This window comes from Pseudomonas sp. Y39-6, from assembly GCF_023651955.1.
GTDB lineage: Bacteria > Pseudomonadota > Gammaproteobacteria > Pseudomonadales > Pseudomonadaceae > Aquipseudomonas > Aquipseudomonas veronii.
Window position 1 is genome coordinate 2,485,486 of sequence record NZ_CP069594.1, and the last position, 18,601, is coordinate 2,504,086.

Below are 18,601 nucleotides of genomic sequence, written 5' to 3' on the forward strand. Positions count from 1 at the left end.
CTTGTGGCGCCTTTTTTTATGGTGCGCCAGGCATGGCGCGTTGCGCGCAAGCGCAACCAGTTTGGCTGTGGTGGCCACACTGGTGACTTGGAGGTGAAAGTCCTCTACACACCCGGCAAGGGGAAGTGTTAGCCAGAGGCAAGGGTGTCGCGGGTGACCGCGAATCTGAAGGAAGCCCGAGGCAAAATGCTGGCCTGACGAACAGGAAGCGGATTAGGCGGCACAGCGGGGTAAGGTAGCCATAATTGCCCAAGCCCAATACTTGCACGGAGCGCTGTGACGTAAATCCGACAGGCATAAGCAGGAAGGTCGCGCGAATTACCCTGGGAGATCTGTTTAGCCTGCCATGTGCTACCGGCATCGCGAGATGACGGGATGGGCGACAGAAGTCAACAGAGGCCGTAGTAGCTGCTCGAAACCGGAGCAATGAAGGGCTGAACCTGCCATGAGTGGATAGTCGGGTGTGATCTCTGCAGAGCGTAAAGCAGAAACTCCGCGTAGCGGGGGTCGAGACCATCAGGAGGTAGGAGCCGGAAGCTCCGAGGGCCGGTCTGGGCGCTTAGATACCGCAGGCGACACATCAACGGAACCAAACTCGCTGACGCTGTTTGTCAGTAGGCAGGAAGCGTTGTGCACCAGCCGATCCAAAATGGCATCGGCCAAGGTCGGATCGACGATAAGCTCATGCCATTTGTCCACCGGCATAGAGCGGTCATCCAGCAACTCCAGCATGTCGCGCCGTTGCTCGGCGGTAAGCGGCACAAGCCCCCAGTCGAGGATCAGCAGATCGGTCTTGGCGTAGCTGTCCATCAGTTTCGCGAAGAGGTCTTCCAGCAGGTGTGGCAGGCGCAGGTAGCGCACTCTGTAGCCGTTGTACCCACGCCCTTGGAGTCGCCATGATCAGGTTCAGCCCAACGCACTGCCACCAGCGTCGATCTCTATCAGCCGTGTTTTGACGCAGTTCCGATAGAGTTCGATCACCGATTGATTATAAAGGTCGCCCCCTGCCAGACCAAAAAATCAGACTGCTGGATGACGTTGCACAAACAATCATGGGGCGTGCAGTGGCGGACACAATCACTTCATGGCCTGCTTCCTTCCGAGGGTATGGATTCAACCGCGAGGCGTCGTCGGCGCATCAATCGGTAAGCTGCCGGGATGACAAATAGGGACAGTAAGGGCGCGGTAACCATACCACCGACCATGGGCGCAGCGATGCGGCTCATTATTTCGCTACCGGAACCGCTGCCCAATAGGATCGGTAATAGGCCAGCAATGATGACCGCCACCGTCATGGCCTTGGGTCGAACCCGCTGCACGGCTCCTTCGCTAATTGCTGCTATTAGCCCTCGCTCGGTACTGTCGCCGGCCTCTACACGTTCGGCCCAGGCGTTTTTCAAGTAGAGCAGCATGATCACGCCGAATTCGGCAGACACACCCGCCAGAGCAATGAATCCGACGCCGGTAGCCACCGACAGGCTAAAGCCGAGTAGGTAGAGGAACCATGCCCCACCAGTAAGGGCGAACGGCAAGGTGGCCATGATCAGCAAAGCCTCGTCGAATCGGGAAAACGTCAGGTACAGCAGCACGAAAATGATCATCAGCGTGGCCGGCACTACCAGCTTGAGCCGTGCGTTGGCTCGTTCAAGAAACTCGAACTGCCCCGAGTAACTCAGGCTCATGCCTGGCTGCAGCTTGACCTGCTCATTGACAACACGACGCAGATCGGCAACCACTGAGGCAATGTCCCGGCCACGTACGTCGATATACACCCACCCGGAAGGTCGGGCGTTCTCGCTCTTGAGCATCGGCGGGCCTTCACTGACCTTGACCTTCGCCACCGTGCCAAGGGTGATCTGGCTCCCTAGCGGAGTGTAGATCGGCAGTTGCTCTAGGGCGCCAAGCGAATCACGCCACTCTCGGGGATAGCGCACATTGATCGGAAAACGGGCGAGCCCTTCAATGGTCTCGCCAACATTCTCACCACCAATAGCACCGGCGACGATCGACTGCACATCAGCGATATTCAACCCGTAGCGGGCAGCGGCTTTGCGGTCGATATCCACATCGATGTAGCGGCCGCCCGTCAATCGTTCAGCCAGAGCCGAACTGACCCCGGGCACGTTTTTGGCTACGCGCTCGACCGCCTGAGTCGCCGCGTCGATTTCCGTCAAGTTTGTGCCGGCAATTTTCACTCCAATCGGACTCTTGATCCCAGTGGCGAGCATGTCCATGCGGTTGCGGATCGGTGGTATCCAAATATTAGTCAGCCCAGGGACGCGCACCACTCGATCCAACTCTTCCACCAATTTTTCCTGGGTCATACCAGGACGCCACTGTTCGCGTGGTTTGAACTGGATAGTGGTCTCGAACATCTCCAGCGGCGCCGGGTCGGTAGCGGTTTCGGCACGACCAGCCTTACCAAAAACGTGTTCGACTTCGGGTACCGTCTTGATCAAGCGGTCGGTCTGTTGCAGCAGCTGCGCCGCTTTCTGTGCCGACAACCCCGGCAGAGCCGAAGGCATATAGAGCAAATCGCCCTCGTCCATTGCAGGAAGGAACTCGCCACCCAAACGAGAGATCGGCCACAACGCGCTGAGGAAAACCATTAACGCGATTAATAGGGTGACTTTGGGTCGATGTAACACCGCATCAAGGGCCGGCTGATAGATCCTGATCAACCAGCGGTTTAGCGGGTTCTGGTCCTCTTTGGGGATCCGACCACGAATCCAGTAACCCATCAGTACCGGCACCAGGGTTACCGAGAGTCCGGCCGCCGCCGCCATGGCATAGGTCTTGGTGAAGGCCAATGGACCAAACAGACGACCCTCTTGAGCCTCCAGGGTGAACACCGGGATGAACGATAGGGTGATGATCAGCAGGCAGAAAAACAGCGCCGGCCCCACCTCCGCCGCCGCTTCGGTTATCACATGCCAGTGACGTTCGCCCTTCAACTCCTCCCCAGGATGGGCCACATGCCAAGCCTCGATCTTCTTGTGAGCGTTCTCGATCATTACCACGGCGGCGTCGACCATGGCGCCGATGGCAATAGCAATCCCGCCAAGGGACATGATGTTGGCGTTGATTCCTTGATGCCGCATGACGATGAAGGCAATGAGCACCCCCACCGGCAAAGAGATAATGGCCACTAGGGATGAACGTAGGTGCCAGAGAAATATCCCACAGACCAACGCGACGACCATGAACTCCTCAAGCAGTTTGTAGCTGAGGTTTTCCACTGCGCGGTCGATCAGTTTGCTGCGGTCGTAGGTGGTGACGATTTCCACCCCGGCCGGCAGACTGCTTTTCAGGTCGTCCAGTTTGGCCTTGACCGCCGCAATGGTTTCGCGAGCGTTCTTGCCGCTGCGCAGAATCACCACGCCGCCGACGGTTTCGCCTTCGCCGTCGAGTTCAGTGATGCCGCGGCGCATCTCCGGCCCCAGCTGGATCGTCGCCACGTCGCCTAGGGACACTGGCACCCCGCCAGCACCGAGCTTGAGCGGAATGGCACGAAAGTCATTCAGCGTCTTCAGGTATCCGGAGGCGCGCACCATGAACTCGGTCTCCGCCATCTCCAGCAACGCACCACCGGTTTCCTGATTGGCCTTGCCAATAGCGTCGGTTACCTCAGCCTGAGTGATACCGAGGCTGGCCAGCTTGAGTGGATCGAGTTGGACCTGATACTGCTTGACCATGCCACCCACGGTGGCCACCTCCGCAACGTTGGGCAGGGTCTTGAGTTCGAACTTGAGGAACCAGTCCTGCAAGGCGCGCAGTTGCGCCAGGTCGTGTCCGCCACTGCGGTCCACTAGTGCGTACTGATAGATCCAGCCCACGCCTGTGGCGTCTGGCCCCAAGGACGGTTTGGCGGAAGTCGGCAGTCGGCTTTGGACCTGACTCAAGTATTCCAGCACCCGGGAGCGGGCCCAATACAAATCGGTACCGTCTTCGAACAGCACGTAAACGAAGCTGTCGCCGAAAAAGGAATAGCCGCGTACGGTCTTGGCCCCTGGCACCGAGAGCATGGTGGTGGCCAACGGGTAGGTCACCTGGTTCTCAACGATCTGCGGCGCTTGTCCCGCATAAGGGGTGCGGATGATTACCTGAGCATCGGAGAGATCCGGAAGTGCATCGATCGGCGTGCTCTGAACCGACCAGACGCCCCAGACCGTGACGAAGATCGTCGCCAGCAGCACTAGAAATCGGTTGGCCACTGACCAGCGAATCAGGGCGGCGATCATGGCTGACCCCTTAGTTTTTCCAGGCGTTCAATGCGTAAACCATCATCGGTTTGGCTAACCGATACCCTAACCTTGTCTCCCGTCTTGAGACCTTGAACGAGAGCAGGGTCAGTCAATGGGAAGGTCATGGTCATACCAGGCATGCCCAGCGTCTTGAACGGACCAAGGGCGATTGTTACGTCTTGGTTATTGATCTCGACGATCTGCCCATCCGCCTCATGAAAGCTGGAGGCTGCTGCGCTGGGTGGTGACATTTCCAGCGTGCTCGCAACAATGCCCTTGAGACTGGCCTCAGAGTCGAGCAGGAACTGTCCAGAGCTGACTACCTGCTGACCTTCTTCCAACCCCTTCAATACCACCGTTTTGCCTTCGTTTTCCTGCCCGAGTTGCACTTCTAGGGGGCGGTAGCGACCCGCGTCTTCGGCGAGCATCACCAGGACGCGTCGGCCGGTGCGAATGATTGCCTCGCTCGGCACCCACAGCACGCTTTGTTCGGTAGAGCGTTTTAGGTGCACCTGGGCCGTCATGCCCGGCCTGAGTCGCCCATCAGGGTTGGGCAGTTCGACCCGGACACGCACAGTTCGGCTGTCGGGGTTGGTTTCGGGCAGAATCGCACTGACTGTGCCCTTGAGCACTGTTCCCGGAAAGGCTGGCAAACGTGCTTCTACCGCTTGCCCCATGATGATCGATCCAGTCTCCGACTCTGGTACGGCCACTGCCAGCCAGACGCTGCTCAATCCATTGACTCGAGCCAGAGTCTCGCCGGCCGCCACGGTCATACCCGAGCGTACATCCAACTCTTGCAGTACACCGCTAATGGGGCTGGTGAGCGTCAGGACCGGCTGGGTCTTGCCGCTTCGCTCCACTTGAGCAATCAGCGGTGCTGGCATCCCGGTCAAGCGCAAGCGCTGGCGTGCTGCCGCCAGCAAGTCGGCATCGCCACTGCGTTTGAGTGCGAGAAACTCTTCCTGAGCAGCGGCCCATTCCGGTACCAGGATATCGGCCAAAGCCGCATGGGCTTTGAGCACATCGCCTGGAGCACGGGCGTACACTCGCTCCACAAAGCCAGCAGTACGCGATTGAATCACTGCAACATCCCGCTCGTTGAATGCCAACACACCGACCACGTCCAAGTTGGAAGTAAGCACGCCGCGAGTGACTGTGGCCACTCGCAAACCGAGATTCTGGGTCAGGCTGGGGTCGATACTGATGGCCGCACTGTCCGCTGCAGCATCCGCGTAGCGGGGCTTCAACTCCATATCCATAAAGGGAGACTTGCCTGGTTTATCGAACTTCTGCTGCGGGGACATCGGGTCGTACCAATACAGTACTTTGCGTTCGTCTTGGGCTTTAGGGGCCTGTTCGGCTGCGCTATCAGGCATGCGCTGTTGAGCGAACCAGTAACCGCCGGCAGCGCCCAAGGTAATCGAGAGACCTGCCAGCAAAGCCCCTTTCCAGATTCGAGTACTCATTGATTGGTGTCCCCATAGGCGAAATACAGGCGAGCACTGGTGAGGGCTCGCTGTTCTTCGAAGTCGATCTGTTTGAGGCGGGCCTCGATGAGTTCACGTCGGGCAGTGATGACAGGTGCCAGGTCGCTTTTACCGGCCCGGTAGCTGGCCATGGTCATCCCGACTTTTTCCTTGGCCAGGGGTAACAGACTGTCCTGGCTGCGGTACACGGCACGGTTCAGACGCTCGTATTCGGCCAGATCGTCCTCCAGTTGCTGGGTGTGTTCACGTACGAGAGCTTCGCGCTCGGCCTCCAACTGATTCAGTTCAGCGTGTTTGGCGGCGATCTTCGGGTTCTGTCGGGACTCGGGGAACAGTGGCAAGTCGAACGTGAACTGCACGCTGACCATGTCGCCGAACTGACGGTTGCGGCGCTGGTAATCAAGCTCCCAACTCCAGTCGGACTGCTTTTCGGACTCTGCTTCACGGACCTTGGCCTGCGCTTCGCGAGTCATTGGCGCGTATGCCGCCAATGCGGGGTGATATTGCAGCTTATGGGAATAACCTGAGGTATCGATGGGCCACTCGGGCAAGCTGCCGACGGGCTGGTCATTGGCCGCTGGGCCAATCCAGCGTTTGAGGGCCGCTCGGGCTTGCGCACGCAGGCGAATTAACTCGTCCTGTTGTTCCGCCAACTGAGCCGCCTCCTGTTTCGGCGTTACTGCATCGGCAGGTTGGGCACGACCACCGGCGATCTGCGCCCGGACGGTATCGGCCAACAGACGGTTCTCCCGGTAAAAATCCTGAAACAGCACCTCTTTACGCTCGACGGAGTAGCTGCTGATCCAGGCCAATGCCGTGGCCTGACGAACGTTCAGCCGCTCGACACGGCCTTCGGCCGCGGCTCGATCTACGGCCGCCTCGGCAACTTCGATACGCGCCCTACGCTTGTCACGATTGGGCACCTCCTGCATGACGCCGACCATCTGCATGGTCATACCGTCCTGCTCGAGGCGCCAGCGGTCAGGGCCACCGATGGGATAGTCTTGTATGCCCAGCAGGAGCTTCGGGTCGGGTAGTTCTCCAGCTGGAATGGCGGCGCTGCTGGCCGCTTGCAGTTTGGCCGCTTGGGCGGTCAGCGATGGTGCATTGTTTTCAGCCAACCGTAAGGCTTCGTCGAGTGTCAGGGGTGCAGCAAGGCTTGGCAATGCCAGCACGCTTGCCGCCAGGGCAGCCACGAGGGGCCAACCGGTGCAGTAGCACTTGGGATTCATGTTCACGATTCCTGTGATGATCCACTGCGCGTGTCTTGGGCTCGCGCGCAGATATGCCATCCCGCGCCAGGGCGGGATGAGGCTCAGTGGGGTACAGGAATCAAGCGCGAGGCGGTCGCCACACCCCGGAGGGAGCCTGAGTAGACAGGGAGTCGCTGAAGATTGTTAGTATTTGCGGACTGGACAAACGGGTGGCAGGTTTCCCCAACAACACTTGTAGCAGACTGGCGCTCCTGCATTCCTGACCAGGTTTGCAGGGTTTGCCATGATCGGCGGAGCTGCTCATATCACCGCAACAGTCCTGGTTCATATCATCCATCATGGTCATACCCGTCGTGTTCGTCGGGCAAGGTTCTGTCGGTGACTGAATGCCCGCCATCCCGCTCAGGGGAAGCGCCAAGCTGATCAGAAAAATGAGGAACAACCGCAGATAGCGTTTCATGCGAGGAAGTTTAGTCGCTGGCGACGGGCGATACCATTACGAATCTGTCAGGTAGAACCAGCAGCAACGGCGCTCCTTAATTTAGCGGCCTGTCTATACGCATGCTGATAGGTCAGGCTTCGTAAATGATTGTCTCGTGAGTCGGTAATGCCACGATAAGGATCACCGAAATGGGTAGAACCAGTGGACCGTGCCGAGAACAGCGCTCAACAACAGATAGATACCCGCCAAACACCTACTATCCTACCGCCTATAAGTTTGTTGAGCAGATAGCTCAATATGAGCTCGCCGCAACAGAATCACTGGACGCTGTAGATACACTTGCGGACGACAGCCAAGGAAACTGGAATATGTCCGAGACAATAGCTACACATAGCATTCCCCGTACGGTCTGGGCGCTAGGTTTCGTCAGCCTGTTCATGGACTTTTCTTCAGAAATGGTTCATAGCTTGCTGCCTATCTTTCTGGTGGGCACTCTAGGCATCAGCATAATCACTCTGGGTCTGATCGAGGGCATTGCGGAGGCGACGGCCCTGATAGTGAAAGTGTTTTCAGGGGCGATCAGCGACTACGTCGGTCGTCTCAAGGGCTTGCTGCTGGTTGGCTAGGGTCTTGCGGCACTCACCAAGCCGCTCTTTCCATTGGCTCACTCTGCAGAAATGGTGTTCACCGCACGCTTTCTGGATCGGATCGGCAAAGGTATTCGCGGCGCTCCACGTGATGCCCTGGTCGCTGATGTATCGCCACCGCATATCCGTCGCTTGCTTCGTCTTACGTCAATCCATGGATACGATAGGGGCCTTCCTCGGGCCAGCAGTAGCCATCCGCCTGATGTATGCTTTCAGTGAAAACATTCCACTGGTGTTATGGATCGCGGTGATACCGGCGTTGGTAGCGGTCAGTCTGATTTTTATTGGCGTCGATGAGTCCGAACACGAGCATTCAGCTCAGCGCTTTCGTTCACCCTGGCACGTTTTAGTGAGGCCTTCCTGGGCTTGCGCGCTCAGCAAGCAGGGTTGTCTGCAACCTGGGTGCCGATAGTAATGGTGGTGATGGCCTTGTTCTACACGCTCTCGGCCTACCCTGTGGGGAAGCTCTCTGACCGTGTAAGTCGCACAAGTCTCCTCAGGGTCGGGTTGATATTGCTGATCTTGTCCGATCTGGTTCTAGCCAGTGCCGAGTCCGTCTCAATGTTGATACTCGGCGTCGCCCTATGGGGACTTCATATGGGATTTAGTCAGGGGCTACTGGCTGCGCTTGTCGCTGACACGACACCGGCAGAATTGAAAGGAACCGCTTTCGGGATTTTCAACCTGGTGAGTGGTGTATCCATGTTGCTGGCAAGCGGGATTGCGGGGTTATTTTGGCAAACGTATGGCTCAGCAATGACATTTTATGCCGGCGCGGTTTTTTCTGCGATAGCGCTCATACTGCTGATAGCACAACGTAGCAAGAGCACACATCGCTTGCATGATCACGGGCAGTGATCATGCAAGAATCAAGGAAAGTTTGAAACTTAGTTTGCCATGTACTCGGCAATCACTTGGTCAGTACCTGCTTTGCTCAGGCCGATGACCTGATAAACATCCTGCTTCCCACCGACCTCCATGCCAGGCGAGCCTGCCGGCATGCCCGGCACAGCTATCCCGATAAGGTCGTCGCGTTTGCTCAAAGCAACTATTTGCTCGGCAGGCACGTGGCCTTCAACAAACTTGCCGTTGATCACCGCGGTGTGGCATGACGAGAGACGCGGAGCAACACCCAGGCCCTGCTTGACCGCGCTCATGTTGGTTTCTACATGATCAACGACGGTGAAGCCGTTAGCTTCAAGGTGCTGCATCCACTTCTTGCAGCATCCACAGTTAGCGTCACGATGGACGTCGATCGTCATCGATTCTGCTGCATGACCAGCGGAACTGATAAACAGAGCCGCGAATGCAGCGAGGCGAAGTGCCCGGCCAGGACGAAGAAAGTTATTTCGCATGGGTATGCTCCTTCCCATCAGCATGGGTATGAGTTTTTGGCTGATCCGCAGGAGCATCTGCACCCTCAGTATGAGCATGCTCAGTACTTTCATCCTGAGAGGGTGCTGCGTCTTCATCATGAAGATGCGCACTATTTTTGTCGTCATGATGATCGTCGGACTCAGCTACTTCTTCAGCGCCGCCTGCATCATGATGTCCAGCGGCAGCCTCTTTTTGACCGTCATGCTGTCCTTCATGGTTATGCATTTTGGTCTCGCCGCCACCGTGTTGGTGGCCATCGCTGCTTGCTGTCAGGGCCTTATATTGCTCTGCATCCAAGGCGGGAAGCTGCTGAAGAAAAGCAACCATCCCCCAGATGTAGGGGTCGGCCATGCTTTTGCCCCAGGCTGGCATGCCTGTGGACTTGATACCGTGCTTGATGATCCAGAAGGCGGCAGCTGGATTTCCATCAACGCCCAGTTTTGAAAGATTTGGAGGTGCCGGGTAAAGGCTTTTACTCAACTCGGTTCCAGCGACACTCGGAGCGAGGTGGCAGCCAATGCACATTGAGTTGTAATTGCCTGCACCTGCACGAATGAGAGCTTCATCGCTTAGGCTCTGTACGTAAACCCAAGAAATACGATTTTCTGTAAAATACACCGCCATTAAAGCCAGGAGGCCAAGATGGCAAAGCGGTATGAACTCCCCGACGCAGCCTGGGATCTGGTTGCAGATATCTTCACCAAAAATCAGCGCACCGGGCGCCCTCGGGCCGATGATCGCCTGATGCTAAACGGTATTCTCTGGGTGCTTTGCTCTGGCGCAGCCTGGCGAGACATGCCCGAACGATTCGGCCCTTGGTCAACGATCTATCAACGGTTCCGAGGATGGCGTGATTGCGGAGCTTTTGATCAGATGCTCAAGCGTCTTCATATCCGATTGAATGAGCAGGGTTTGATTGACTTGGAAACATGGATGATCGACTCCACTGCCGTACGAGCAACCCGGGCCTCATCAGGTGCCGGGAAAAAAGGGGATTTGAAGAACCGCAAGACCACGCGCTCGGGCGCAGCCGGGGTGGCCTGACGACCAAGATTCACATGCTGTGCGACGCCAATGGTGTGCCTCTGCGTTTCCTGTTGTCAGGCGGACAAGCCAGCGATATAGCCTATGCCCAACCGCTACTCGATCAGGCTTGCATACCCAGCCTGCGCGGTCGCCCACGCAAGCGTTGCCGCTGGTTGCTGGCTGACAAGGGTTACGACGCTGAAGCGCTGCGCCAGTATTGTGATCGTTATCGCATGCAGCCAGTCATTCCGTTGCGAAGCATGAAGCGCAAAACCAAGCCAGGATTGCCTCGACTTTTTGATCGCCCCAAATATCGGCAGCGCAACATCATCGAACGCATGTTTGGCTGGCTGAAGGAGAACCGTCGCATCGTGACGCGCTTCGACAAGCTCGCAACAAGTTTTGCGGCGATGGTCTCATTGGCCTGCGCTATGCGGTGCTTGCGACAATACTTTACGTACAGAGCCTAGGTCGGGGACTTTAATGTCGCGTGAACGCACTGCAATCGAGCGATCCCGAGCAGTGGACAGAAGTGCGTAAACGGGATCGGAGTGGGGTTCATCGGCCCCAACGTTGAACACACCAAAATGCACGACGCCGGCCCCCATGATGACTGCAACCACACCGGCAGCAGCCAACGTTTTTATTGTTCTTTTCATATAAGGTTCTCAAAACCACATCCGAATACCTACGACAAATCGCGCCTCGTTCGTATCCTCTCCTTCATCGCTAGCGAGGTCTGCGGTCTTGCCATAGGAGCGACTCCAGGTAACGCCGATGTAGGGGGCAAACTCGCGGACAAGCTCGTAGCGCAACCGCAAACCTACTTCGGTATTGGCCAAACCAGAACCAATGCCGCGTTGCGGGTCGTTTTTCCCGTAAAAATTCATTTCGGCTGTGGGCTGCAAGATCAAGCGATTGGTAAGCAGAATGTCGTAATCGCCCTCTAACCGAGCCGCGGTCTGCCCGTTCTCACCAATGAATGCGGTGGCTTCCGCTTCAAAGTTGTAGAGAGCCATCCCTTGGATACCCAAAGCGCCCCAAGTCTGTGGCGAGCCTGGTTTAAAATCTTGACGCACCCCGGTAACAACGTCCCACCACGGACTGATCGAGTGCCCCCACAGTGCTGTGAGTTCGGCGCTCTCGGTTACACCGTTGGTACGTTCACCTTCCGAACGCAGCCACAGACGATCAACGTCCCCACCGATCCATCCCGTAGCGTCCCAGCTCAGGGCACTGCCGTTGTCAGCGTCCTGATACTCGAACTGATCGAGGAGAAAGAACGTGTTGAGGCTTTTGTCAGAGAGGCCATGACCAGCCACCGGAGGAAAGGCGGCTTCACGATCAGCGTCGGTCAGTACCGGAATAGGGGTTCGGCTCGTGGTAGTCGCCCTTGCATCCATACTCATTTTGCTGTGGTCCATGCCTTCCATCTGGCCTTGATCCATTTGCCCATGATTCATTTTGCTATGGTCCATCGGCTTTTCTTGGCCTTGGCCCATGTTCATTTTACTGTGGTCCATAGGCTCCATCGAACCATGATCCATCTTGGAATGGTCCATCTGGCTGTCTTTGGCGGGGATCGACTTTTGAACCCCCGAGGGTTTCGAGTCCGAACTCGAGGGCATGGTCATCGACGGATCCATTGCCTCAGCGGCGTTCGCCAAGCCAAAAAAAGCGGGGCTGATGGAGACGGTCAGTGCCAGCAGGGTTGGGCGTAAAAAATTACTGGTCATGATCTCAATCCGCTTTTTTAGTTTTTTGGTCATGATCCATCGACTCATCGCTCATTTTGCTGTGATCCATCGAGCCATGGTCCATGGAACTGTGATCGGTTTTGGATTCATTGGTCTTGGGTTTTTGGGTTGACTCTGGCTTGTCCGTTGATGATGCAGGAGTTGGATGGGAATGATCGCCACCGCTTTCTCCTGCCAGTGCAACGGGCACTCCCCCTAATAGGCCAATGACGAGGGCGCAACCGATCAGCGACTTACGATTCAGATATGTGTTCATAACCCGTCTCCTTTACTCATCAACCCGTACTTCACGGAACATGCCCATTTCCATATGGAATAGCAGGTGGCAGTGATAGGCCCAGCGACCCAACGCATCAGCGGTGACTCGATAGCTGCGTTTGGTTCCTGGTGGCATGTCGATCGTGTGTTTGCGCACCATGAATTTCCCGTTCTCATCCTCAAGGTCACTCCACATACCGTGGAGGTGGATGGGGTGAGTCATCATGGTGTCGTTCACCAGCGTAATGCGCAGACGCTCGCCATACTTGAGGCGCAATGGTTCGGCGTCAGAGAATTTGATGCCGTTGAATGACCAGGCGAACTTTTCCATATGACCGGTCAGGTGCAGCTCAATGGTGCGATTGGGCTCGCGGCCATCCGGATCCTGGAAAGTGCTCTTAAGGTCAGAGTAGGTAAGCACGCGACGGCCATTGTTGCGCAAGCCAATACCCGGATCGTTGAGCTTCGGCGTAGGGGTCATGGCTTGCATGTCAACCAGGGGGTTATTGGTTTCGGAGGCGGGGTGAGTCTGCATCTCTCCGCCCATGCCGCCCATGCCGCCCATACCTGCCATACCGGACATGTCACCCTGGTCCATACCTGCCATATTGCTGTGGTCCATACCGGTCATATTGGACATGTCATCCTGGCCCATGCCGGTCATTTTGCTGTGATCCATGCCGGCCATACCGGACATGCCACCTTGCTTCGTAGCGCCGCCATCCATGCCCGCCATGCTGCCATGGTCCATACCGGCCATACCGCCCATCCCCATGTCATCCATGGTCACAAGAGGGCGAGGATCAATCGCCGGTATCGGCGCCTTCAATCCTTCGCGCACGGCCAAGGTTCCGCGCGCATAACCGGTTCGATCCATGGACTGGGCAAAAATGGTATACGCCTCTTGACTGGCAGGCTCGACGATCACGTCATAGGTCTCTGCCACGGCGATGCGGAATTCGTCGACGCTGACCGGGTTGACGTGCTGGCCGTCGGCGGCCACAACGGTCATTTTCAAGCCTGGGATACGGACGTCGAAATAGCTCATACCCGAGCCGTTAATGAAGCGTAGGCGCAGCTTCTCTCCCGGCTTAAAAATACCTGTCCAGTTACCGTTGGGGGCCTGGCCGTTCATGAGGTAGGTGTAAGTATCCCCACTGACGTCCGCGAGATCGGTGGGGTTCATTTTCATTTCGGCCCACATCTTCCGATCCGCCACTGTCGCGGACCAGCCTTTCTCGCTGACATCGTCGATGAAGTCGCCCACGGTACGCTTGTGGTGGTTGTAGTAGTCCGATTGTTTCTTGAGCTTGGCCATGACGCGAGCAGGATCTTCATCGGTCCAGTCGGTCAGCATCACCACGTAATCGCGGTCGTACTGAAAAGGCTCCGGCTCTTTTGAATCGATCACGATGGGGCCATATACGCCAGCTTGTTCCTGAAAGCCCGAGTGGCTGTGGTACCAGTACGTACCGTTCTGATGCACCTTGAATTTATACTCGTACATGCCATCGGGGGCGATGCCGTGGAAACTCAAGCCCGGCACTCCATCCATGTTGGCCGGCAAGATGATCCCGTGCCAATGGATTGAAGTGTCCTGATCCAGGCGGTTTTTTACCCGCAGCGTGACCGTTTCCCCTTCGCGCCAGCGCAGCAATGGTCCCGGCAAGGAGCCATTGATGGTCATGGCCGTGCGTGGCGAGCCGGTGATGTTTACCGGGGTTTCACCAATAAACAGATCAAATTCGTTGCCGGTGAGTACGCTCGGCAGACCAGGACTGGTCACTGCCCATACAGGAGTGCGCCAAAGGCCAAAGCCGCCGAGAATGCCACCAGCGGCCAAGCCTTTAACGAATGTCCGCCTAGAGGTTTTGGAATGCATGCCGTTTATATCCAGTCAGTCGAAAGGGAAACCGTGTGAAACACGCTGTGGATTATGCTTATAGGTTAGCGGGCTCTCAGGAGCTCGTCTCGAATCTCTATGAACCTTGCCCGCCGCCGCAAAGGACTAAACTCATAGGGCAGGCGAGCTCAGAAATTGCCACATTTTAACCACCGAGGTGATTACATTTCTGTCAGCTTGGGAGTGCATCGAGCCGTTCAATATTTGGCTTGGTCGACAGCGTTGGCTTTGCTCTCGGCTACTGGGGGTTGAGTGCCTTGCTTTTGGGCAATTTGGTACGCGTCCATTGACCTCTTCATTGCAGCCTCCATGCGCGCGAACGTCCGGTCACCGCCACCTTCGGCCATCGCCAGAGAAGAGACGGTCAAAGCGGCTATGACAAACAGGGTTTTAATGGATTTCATGGGGGTATCCTCGAATAAGTTTTGGTCATCCCGTTGAATCCACATTGAAAAATGATTCTTGGGGGCTGAGCTCAAGGCTCGATATAACTTTAGGACTCATCCCCTGTCAGAAACCTTAGGTGAATATTACAGTTGTGTCAGGCTGCCACTTTTCTATTGAATAGCAGGCGGATTAATTCGTAAGCTCTCACTCATCCAAGTAACACTGCATCGTATTTAACCGATTAAAATTTATATATGACAATTTTGTAAGCTTCCTGTCATTTTTAAAGAGATTCGACGGTTTTTGAACAGCTGAACAGGATCTGAAATTCGCCGACGCTGATGCATTGTATTTAACCTTGAGTGTTCGATATGCGTATTGCGTCGGGACTGGTAATTCCACAAAGGTGATTAGACGTGAGTATTAATTTTGAAAAAGCCGTTGGTTCTGCGGAAAGAGCGTTAATTTATCGCAGCCAAAGAGCGGAGGTGCTGAGCAATAATATAGCTAACGCCGATACGCCAAATTTCAAGGCCCGCGACTTGGACTTTCCTGCCTTGCTTGCAAGCCAGTCAAAGCGAATGACGGATGCTCAGTTTTCTTTACAAACAACAAACCTAAAGCACATTGCTGGGAACGGATCAGCAGCCGAAATTGATGAGAGAGCTTTACTTTACAGAATTCCAAATCAACCGTCCCTGGACCAAAATACCGTGGATCAGCAAGTCGAGCTTGCGAAGTATACGGAAAATGAAATTCATTTCGAGGCAGCGTTCACCCGACTCAATGGTTCATTTAAAGGCCTGATTAAGGCTCTTCGTGGGGAGTAATTGCCAAAAAACAAGTACTTGCACTATAGAACAGGCCGGTTATCTCTGCCCTGGTTGCCCTAAAGTCAATGTCAGCAGACTTCGACCCATTGCCTACCACATTGTGCTCATTGAACCATTGAGGCGGGCTGGATAGGTGCTGAAGCTATTACTCCAGGAAAGCGCTAAGAAGACTTTGATCAGCTTATCTCGGCCCTGGGCTCATATCTGAAATGAGCCCAGGGAGAGCCTGTATATGGGAGCGTTAAAGCTGGAGCGGATCAGCACCATCAGGCGCTGATTTTGGAAGGAAAACCCAATGTTTCCACAGCTGCGCGGACTCGCTCAGGGTTTTCGCTACTTTCAACGTTGACCTTGCCGGCAGCACGATCCACCAAAACCCTTGCCTCGCTATCCAACGCGTGAATAGCTTTGGTGATTTTGCTAATGCAGCTGCCGCAACCAATGCCGGACACATCTAAGACGAACATAGTTATTCCTCTCGTATTGAGCGGCTTCTTTAGCCGCAAACACAGCATAAACGTTGACATGATGGCAAGGTCAAGTCTTGCCTGCACCCTGGTTTGGGGAGATCGCAAAAAAAGGAGTTCCGCACACTAAGCGACAACCGACCGGCTTCAGCCTTTGTGACACGGCCTATGTCCGGTTGGAGCAGGGGTCATGCCGAGATAAGGGAAAATTAGGACATTTGCTTCGCATGCGGTTGTTCTATAAAGGCTTGCGTGCAATCCACCTCAAGTCCTCCTGAATGGCTGGCGACTTCGGACAATCCGCGCACGCCTATCGCGTTGTCTGGGGTGCATAGAGAAAACGGAAAAAATCGTACGATAAGCCCCTGCTGACAGTCTGTAAGCCCTTGCGTTGTGCAGTCTGTGTCCGAATGGAGTACGCCTCAACCCGGCGTCAGGCCGGACGACGGAGGTACGTCAAGGTAGGGTCTATTTCGGCTTTTCCTGACGTTTCCCTACAAACCTCTATGAGCTCAACCTGACAGGCCACCGCCTCGGGTTGTTTGGTTGTCATAGGACTTCTCAAAACTTGAAGAAGTGGCGGGCTGTCGCTATTAGTTAAGGTTCACTCAACACAAGGACGCGAAGATGATCCAGAGATTCGTTGTTGTTCCTGCGATCCCCACCGAAACAGGATCGGTTCGCAATGGAGCTCGCTTTCACTCCACTACAGTTCCGGCTGGTTTTGATATTTATGACAATCAAGGTAAGCAGCGATTGCAGTTCACCTACTCGACACGGATAGAAGCAGATGCGGAATGCGAAAGACTGAACATGGAGTGCGATCAAACCACCATAACAACACCTACCCGCATCAGCTCACCATGATCTGTACGAACGCAATTTACTGGTCATCTGTTCAGCGATGCGGACTGAAAACAAAAAAACCGTCATGACTGACGGGATTTTTGTTGATGGGAGCTGATCCTTCAGCTCCCATCATTGTAGTTAAGAAATGAGGAGGCATGCGTTTTGAGATCCCTGTTGGTCGGCCTGACGCCGGGTTGAGGCGTACTTCAACCGGACGCAACAGTGCCGAACAATGCTTGCAGCAGAGCAGCATGGCTTAGCGTACAAACATCTCCGTTTTCTGCGATTACCCCCTTCGGCCTGACCCTCCACACTTGAAGCATCGCTTTCCAGCAAGGCACTGCGGGCGGCCTCTCCGTCATACGACGCTTGCATAGGGGTACTAGGTATGCCTATCATGCGACTTGCATAGGTAGGAGGGGTATACCATGGGTCACACAGCTTCAAACAAAGACGCTCTTCTCAAACGAGTTAAACGCATCGCAGGACAAATCCAGGCAGTTGAACGTGCTTTGGAATCGGATCTCGATTGCGCAAAAACATTGCATCTTGTCGCCGCCACACGCGGGGCCATCAATGGATTAATGGACGAAATTATTGAGGACCACGCCAGGGAGCATGTAGCGAACCCAGCGCTCAGCGATGAAGAGCGCAACAAGGGTGTCGAAGAACTTATTGAAGCCATTCGCCGCTATTCAAAGTGAAGAAACCAGGTACAAGTTCATGAGTAGCAGCACCAATATCGAAATTAATCACATACACGACCACGTATTCCTTGGGTCAGCGCACGAAGAAAATGCCAAACGTACCCTTTGGGTCGTGGCGCTTACGGTGGTGATGATGGTTGGCGAAATCACCGCCGGTTATATCACTGGCTCGATGGCTTTACTTGCCGATGGTTTTCACATGGCGACCCATGCGGGCGCTTTGGGCATCGCAGCGGCTGCTTACGGATACGCAAAACGCCACGCGTCCAGTAATCGTTACAGCTTCGGTACCGGTAAGGTTGGAGATCTGGGTGGGTTTGCATCGGCGCTCATACTCGGCATGGTGTCCCTGGTAATCGGCGTAGAGTCAGTAATGCGCCTCCTCCAGCCAACGGAGGTTCAATTCGGGACCGCTACGCTCATTGCGATTGTTGGCTTGATCGTAAACATTGTGAGCGCGCTTCTGCTTGGCCACGGCCACAGTCATGATCATGATCATGGACATCACGGGGATAACAACCTGAAATCAGCGTACGTCCATGTAATAGCGGACGCACTGACCTCCGTGCTGGCAATTGCTGCATTGCTCGCTGGCCGGTATCTCGGGTGGGTATGGCTGGATCCGGTAATGGGTATTGTTGGTGCCATCGTTATCGCGCGTTGGGCGTGGAGCTTGATGGGTGTGACCTCTGCTGTACTGCTAGATCAAACTGATGAGCACGTTGCAGAGGAAATCCGTGAGCTGGTTGAGAAGCCAGGCGATGCAACCATTACAGACTTGCATGTCTGGCGGGTTGGACCAGAAGCGCATGCGGCTATCGTAAGCGTCCTTGGCGAAGCCACTGCGAACGCCGAAATCATTCGTGAACGTCTCAAGCCTGTTCACGAGGTCAGCCATCTGACTGTCGAATTTCGACCTGTCTGATTCAGTCTGATTCCTCTGGTAAGGGGCTCTAATTGAGCCCCTTCGCTAACTCGCTTTGTTGAACCCGCCCGTTGC

16 protein-coding genes and 2 pseudogenes are annotated in these 18,601 nt (G+C 55.4%); 6 read left to right on the forward strand and 12 right to left on the reverse strand.

The annotated features are described in order from the left end of the window. Positions 1-516: 516 nt before the first annotated feature. From JN756_RS11440 to JN756_RS11460, 5 genes and pseudogenes are all read right to left on the reverse strand, one after another. A pseudogene (locus tag JN756_RS11440) lies at positions 517-870 on the reverse strand (ATP-binding protein); the annotation flags it as partial. A 212-nt stretch (positions 871-1,082) separates the two neighbouring features. Further along, positions 1,083-4,241: an efflux RND transporter permease subunit gene (locus JN756_RS11445; RefSeq protein WP_169850850.1), complete on the reverse strand. Its 3,159-nt coding sequence runs from the start codon at positions 4,239-4,241 to the stop codon at positions 1,083-1,085. Next, the gene (locus tag JN756_RS11450) at positions 4,238-5,713 is read right to left on the reverse strand and encodes an efflux RND transporter periplasmic adaptor subunit (protein ID WP_034114904.1); all 1,476 of its coding nucleotides are present in this window, start codon (positions 5,711-5,713) and stop codon (positions 4,238-4,240) included. The genes JN756_RS11445 and JN756_RS11450 overlap by 4 nt, the downstream gene beginning before the upstream one ends. Then, the gene (locus JN756_RS11455) at positions 5,710-6,966 is read right to left on the reverse strand and encodes a TolC family protein (RefSeq protein WP_034114905.1); all 1,257 of its coding nucleotides are present in this window, start codon (positions 6,964-6,966) and stop codon (positions 5,710-5,712) included. The genes JN756_RS11450 and JN756_RS11455 overlap by 4 nt, the downstream gene beginning before the upstream one ends. A 100-nt stretch (positions 6,967-7,066) precedes the next feature. After that, a complete protein-coding gene (locus JN756_RS11460) occupies positions 7,067-7,408 on the reverse strand; it encodes a hypothetical protein (RefSeq protein ID WP_080758782.1) in 342 nt (113 codons plus the stop codon). A 350-nt stretch (positions 7,409-7,758) separates the two neighbouring features. Between JN756_RS11460 and JN756_RS11465 the strand changes: the two are divergent. After that, positions 7,759-8,895 (forward strand): annotated as a pseudogene (locus JN756_RS11465) (MFS transporter). A 29-nt stretch (positions 8,896-8,924) separates the two neighbouring features. Here the strand turns inward: JN756_RS11465 and JN756_RS11470 are convergent. Next, positions 8,925-9,392: a DUF411 domain-containing protein gene (locus JN756_RS11470; RefSeq protein ID WP_069553036.1), complete on the reverse strand. Its 468-nt coding sequence runs from the start codon at positions 9,390-9,392 to the stop codon at positions 8,925-8,927. Next, positions 9,382-10,038, reverse strand: a complete 657-nt coding sequence (locus tag JN756_RS11475; RefSeq protein ID WP_083272243.1) for a c-type cytochrome — start codon at positions 10,036-10,038, stop codon at positions 9,382-9,384. Before JN756_RS11475 ends, JN756_RS11470 begins: the two co-directional genes overlap by 11 nt. An 18-nt stretch (positions 10,039-10,056) precedes the next feature. Here JN756_RS11475 and JN756_RS11480 point away from each other — a divergent pair. Next, positions 10,057-10,910, forward strand: a protein-coding gene (locus JN756_RS11480) for an IS5 family transposase (protein ID WP_086005488.1) whose coding sequence is annotated in 2 segments (ribosomal slippage) — positions 10,057-10,398 and positions 10,401-10,910 — 852 coding nt in all. Because the reading frame shifts where the segments join, the coding sequence is not laid out codon by codon here. 198 nt (positions 10,911-11,108) lie between these two features. On the opposite strand, the gene JN756_RS11485 is transcribed toward JN756_RS11480, so the two are convergent. The 4 genes from JN756_RS11485 to JN756_RS11500 all read right to left on the reverse strand — a co-directional run bounded on the left by JN756_RS11485 (position 11,109) and on the right by JN756_RS11500 (position 14,762). Then, the gene (locus tag JN756_RS11485; protein WP_169850847.1) at positions 11,109-12,209 is read right to left on the reverse strand and encodes a copper resistance protein B; all 1,101 of its coding nucleotides are present in this window, start codon (positions 12,207-12,209) and stop codon (positions 11,109-11,111) included. Beyond that, positions 12,181-12,453 carry a hypothetical protein gene (locus JN756_RS11490; RefSeq protein WP_139273583.1) on the reverse strand — a complete coding sequence of 91 codons (273 nt, stop codon included), beginning with the start codon at positions 12,451-12,453 and terminating at the stop codon, positions 12,181-12,183. Before JN756_RS11490 ends, JN756_RS11485 begins: the two co-directional genes overlap by 29 nt. A 12-nt stretch (positions 12,454-12,465) precedes the next feature. After that, positions 12,466-14,337 (reverse strand): copper resistance system multicopper oxidase, encoded by a 1,872-nt coding sequence (locus JN756_RS11495; RefSeq protein ID WP_115128420.1) that lies wholly within the window; start codon positions 14,335-14,337, stop codon positions 12,466-12,468. Between the two features lie 218 nt (positions 14,338-14,555). Beyond that, entirely contained in the window at positions 14,556-14,762 is a 207-nt protein-coding gene (locus tag JN756_RS11500; RefSeq protein ID WP_034114927.1) for a co-regulatory protein PtrA N-terminal domain-containing protein, read from the reverse strand. A gap of 399 nt (positions 14,763-15,161) precedes the next feature. Between JN756_RS11500 and flgB the strand changes: the two genes are divergently transcribed. Next, positions 15,162-15,575, forward strand: a complete 414-nt coding sequence (gene flgB, locus JN756_RS11505; protein ID WP_092237211.1) for a flagellar basal body rod protein FlgB — start codon at positions 15,162-15,164, stop codon at positions 15,573-15,575. Positions 15,576-15,844: 269 nt separating this feature from the next. Here flgB and JN756_RS11510 read toward each other — a convergent pair whose 3' ends face one another. Then, entirely contained in the window at positions 15,845-16,045 is a 201-nt protein-coding gene (locus JN756_RS11510) for a heavy-metal-associated domain-containing protein (protein ID WP_034114911.1), read from the reverse strand. A gap of 627 nt (positions 16,046-16,672) precedes the next feature. On the opposite strand from JN756_RS11510, the gene JN756_RS11515 reads away from it, so the two are divergent. From JN756_RS11515 to dmeF, 3 genes are all read left to right on the forward strand, one after another. Next, complete coding sequence (locus tag JN756_RS11515) at positions 16,673-16,912, forward strand: hypothetical protein (protein ID WP_092237208.1); 240 nt, start codon at positions 16,673-16,675, stop codon at positions 16,910-16,912. Positions 16,913-17,322: 410 nt separating this feature from the next. Next, positions 17,323-17,598, forward strand: a complete 276-nt coding sequence (locus tag JN756_RS11520; RefSeq protein WP_092239330.1) for a metal/formaldehyde-sensitive transcriptional repressor — start codon at positions 17,323-17,325, stop codon at positions 17,596-17,598. A gap of 19 nt (positions 17,599-17,617) precedes the next feature. Next, a complete protein-coding gene (gene dmeF, locus JN756_RS11525) occupies positions 17,618-18,526 on the forward strand; it encodes a CDF family Co(II)/Ni(II) efflux transporter DmeF (protein WP_092239333.1) in 909 nt (302 codons plus the stop codon). The last annotated feature ends 75 nt before the right edge of the window (positions 18,527-18,601 follow it).

Bases quoted from the DNA above. Each gene is read 5' to 3' on its own strand.
- JN756_RS11490 (WP_139273583.1), bottom strand. From the start codon at position 12,453: ATGAACACATATCTGAATCGTAAGTCGCTGATCGGTTGCGCCCTCGTC.
- JN756_RS11515 (WP_092237208.1), top strand. From the start codon at position 16,673: ATGATCCAGAGATTCGTTGTTGTTCCTGCGATCCCCACCGAAACAGGA.
- JN756_RS11460 (WP_080758782.1), bottom strand. From the start codon at position 7,408: ATGAAACGCTATCTGCGGTTGTTCCTCATTTTTCTGATCAGCTTGGCG.
- dmeF (WP_092239333.1), top strand. From the start codon at position 17,618: ATGAGTAGCAGCACCAATATCGAAATTAATCACATACACGACCACGTA.
- JN756_RS11500 (WP_034114927.1), bottom strand. From the start codon at position 14,762: ATGAAATCCATTAAAACCCTGTTTGTCATAGCCGCTTTGACCGTCTCT.
- JN756_RS11495 (WP_115128420.1), bottom strand. From the start codon at position 14,337: ATGCATTCCAAAACCTCTAGGCGGACATTCGTTAAAGGCTTGGCCGCT.
- JN756_RS11485 (WP_169850847.1), bottom strand. From the start codon at position 12,209: ATGACCAAAAAACTAAAAAAGCGGATTGAGATCATGACCAGTAATTTT.
- JN756_RS11470 (WP_069553036.1), bottom strand. From the start codon at position 9,392: ATGCGAAATAACTTTCTTCGTCCTGGCCGGGCACTTCGCCTCGCTGCA.
- JN756_RS11455 (WP_034114905.1), bottom strand. From the start codon at position 6,966: ATGAATCCCAAGTGCTACTGCACCGGTTGGCCCCTCGTGGCTGCCCTG.
- JN756_RS11445 (WP_169850850.1), bottom strand. From the start codon at position 4,241: ATGATCGCCGCCCTGATTCGCTGGTCAGTGGCCAACCGATTTCTAGTG.
- JN756_RS11450 (WP_034114904.1), bottom strand. From the start codon at position 5,713: ATGAGTACTCGAATCTGGAAAGGGGCTTTGCTGGCAGGTCTCTCGATT.
- JN756_RS11475 (WP_083272243.1), bottom strand. From the start codon at position 10,038: ATGGCGGTGTATTTTACAGAAAATCGTATTTCTTGGGTTTACGTACAG.
- JN756_RS11510 (WP_034114911.1), bottom strand. From the start codon at position 16,045: ATGTTCGTCTTAGATGTGTCCGGCATTGGTTGCGGCAGCTGCATTAGC.
- JN756_RS11520 (WP_092239330.1), top strand. From the start codon at position 17,323: ATGGGTCACACAGCTTCAAACAAAGACGCTCTTCTCAAACGAGTTAAA.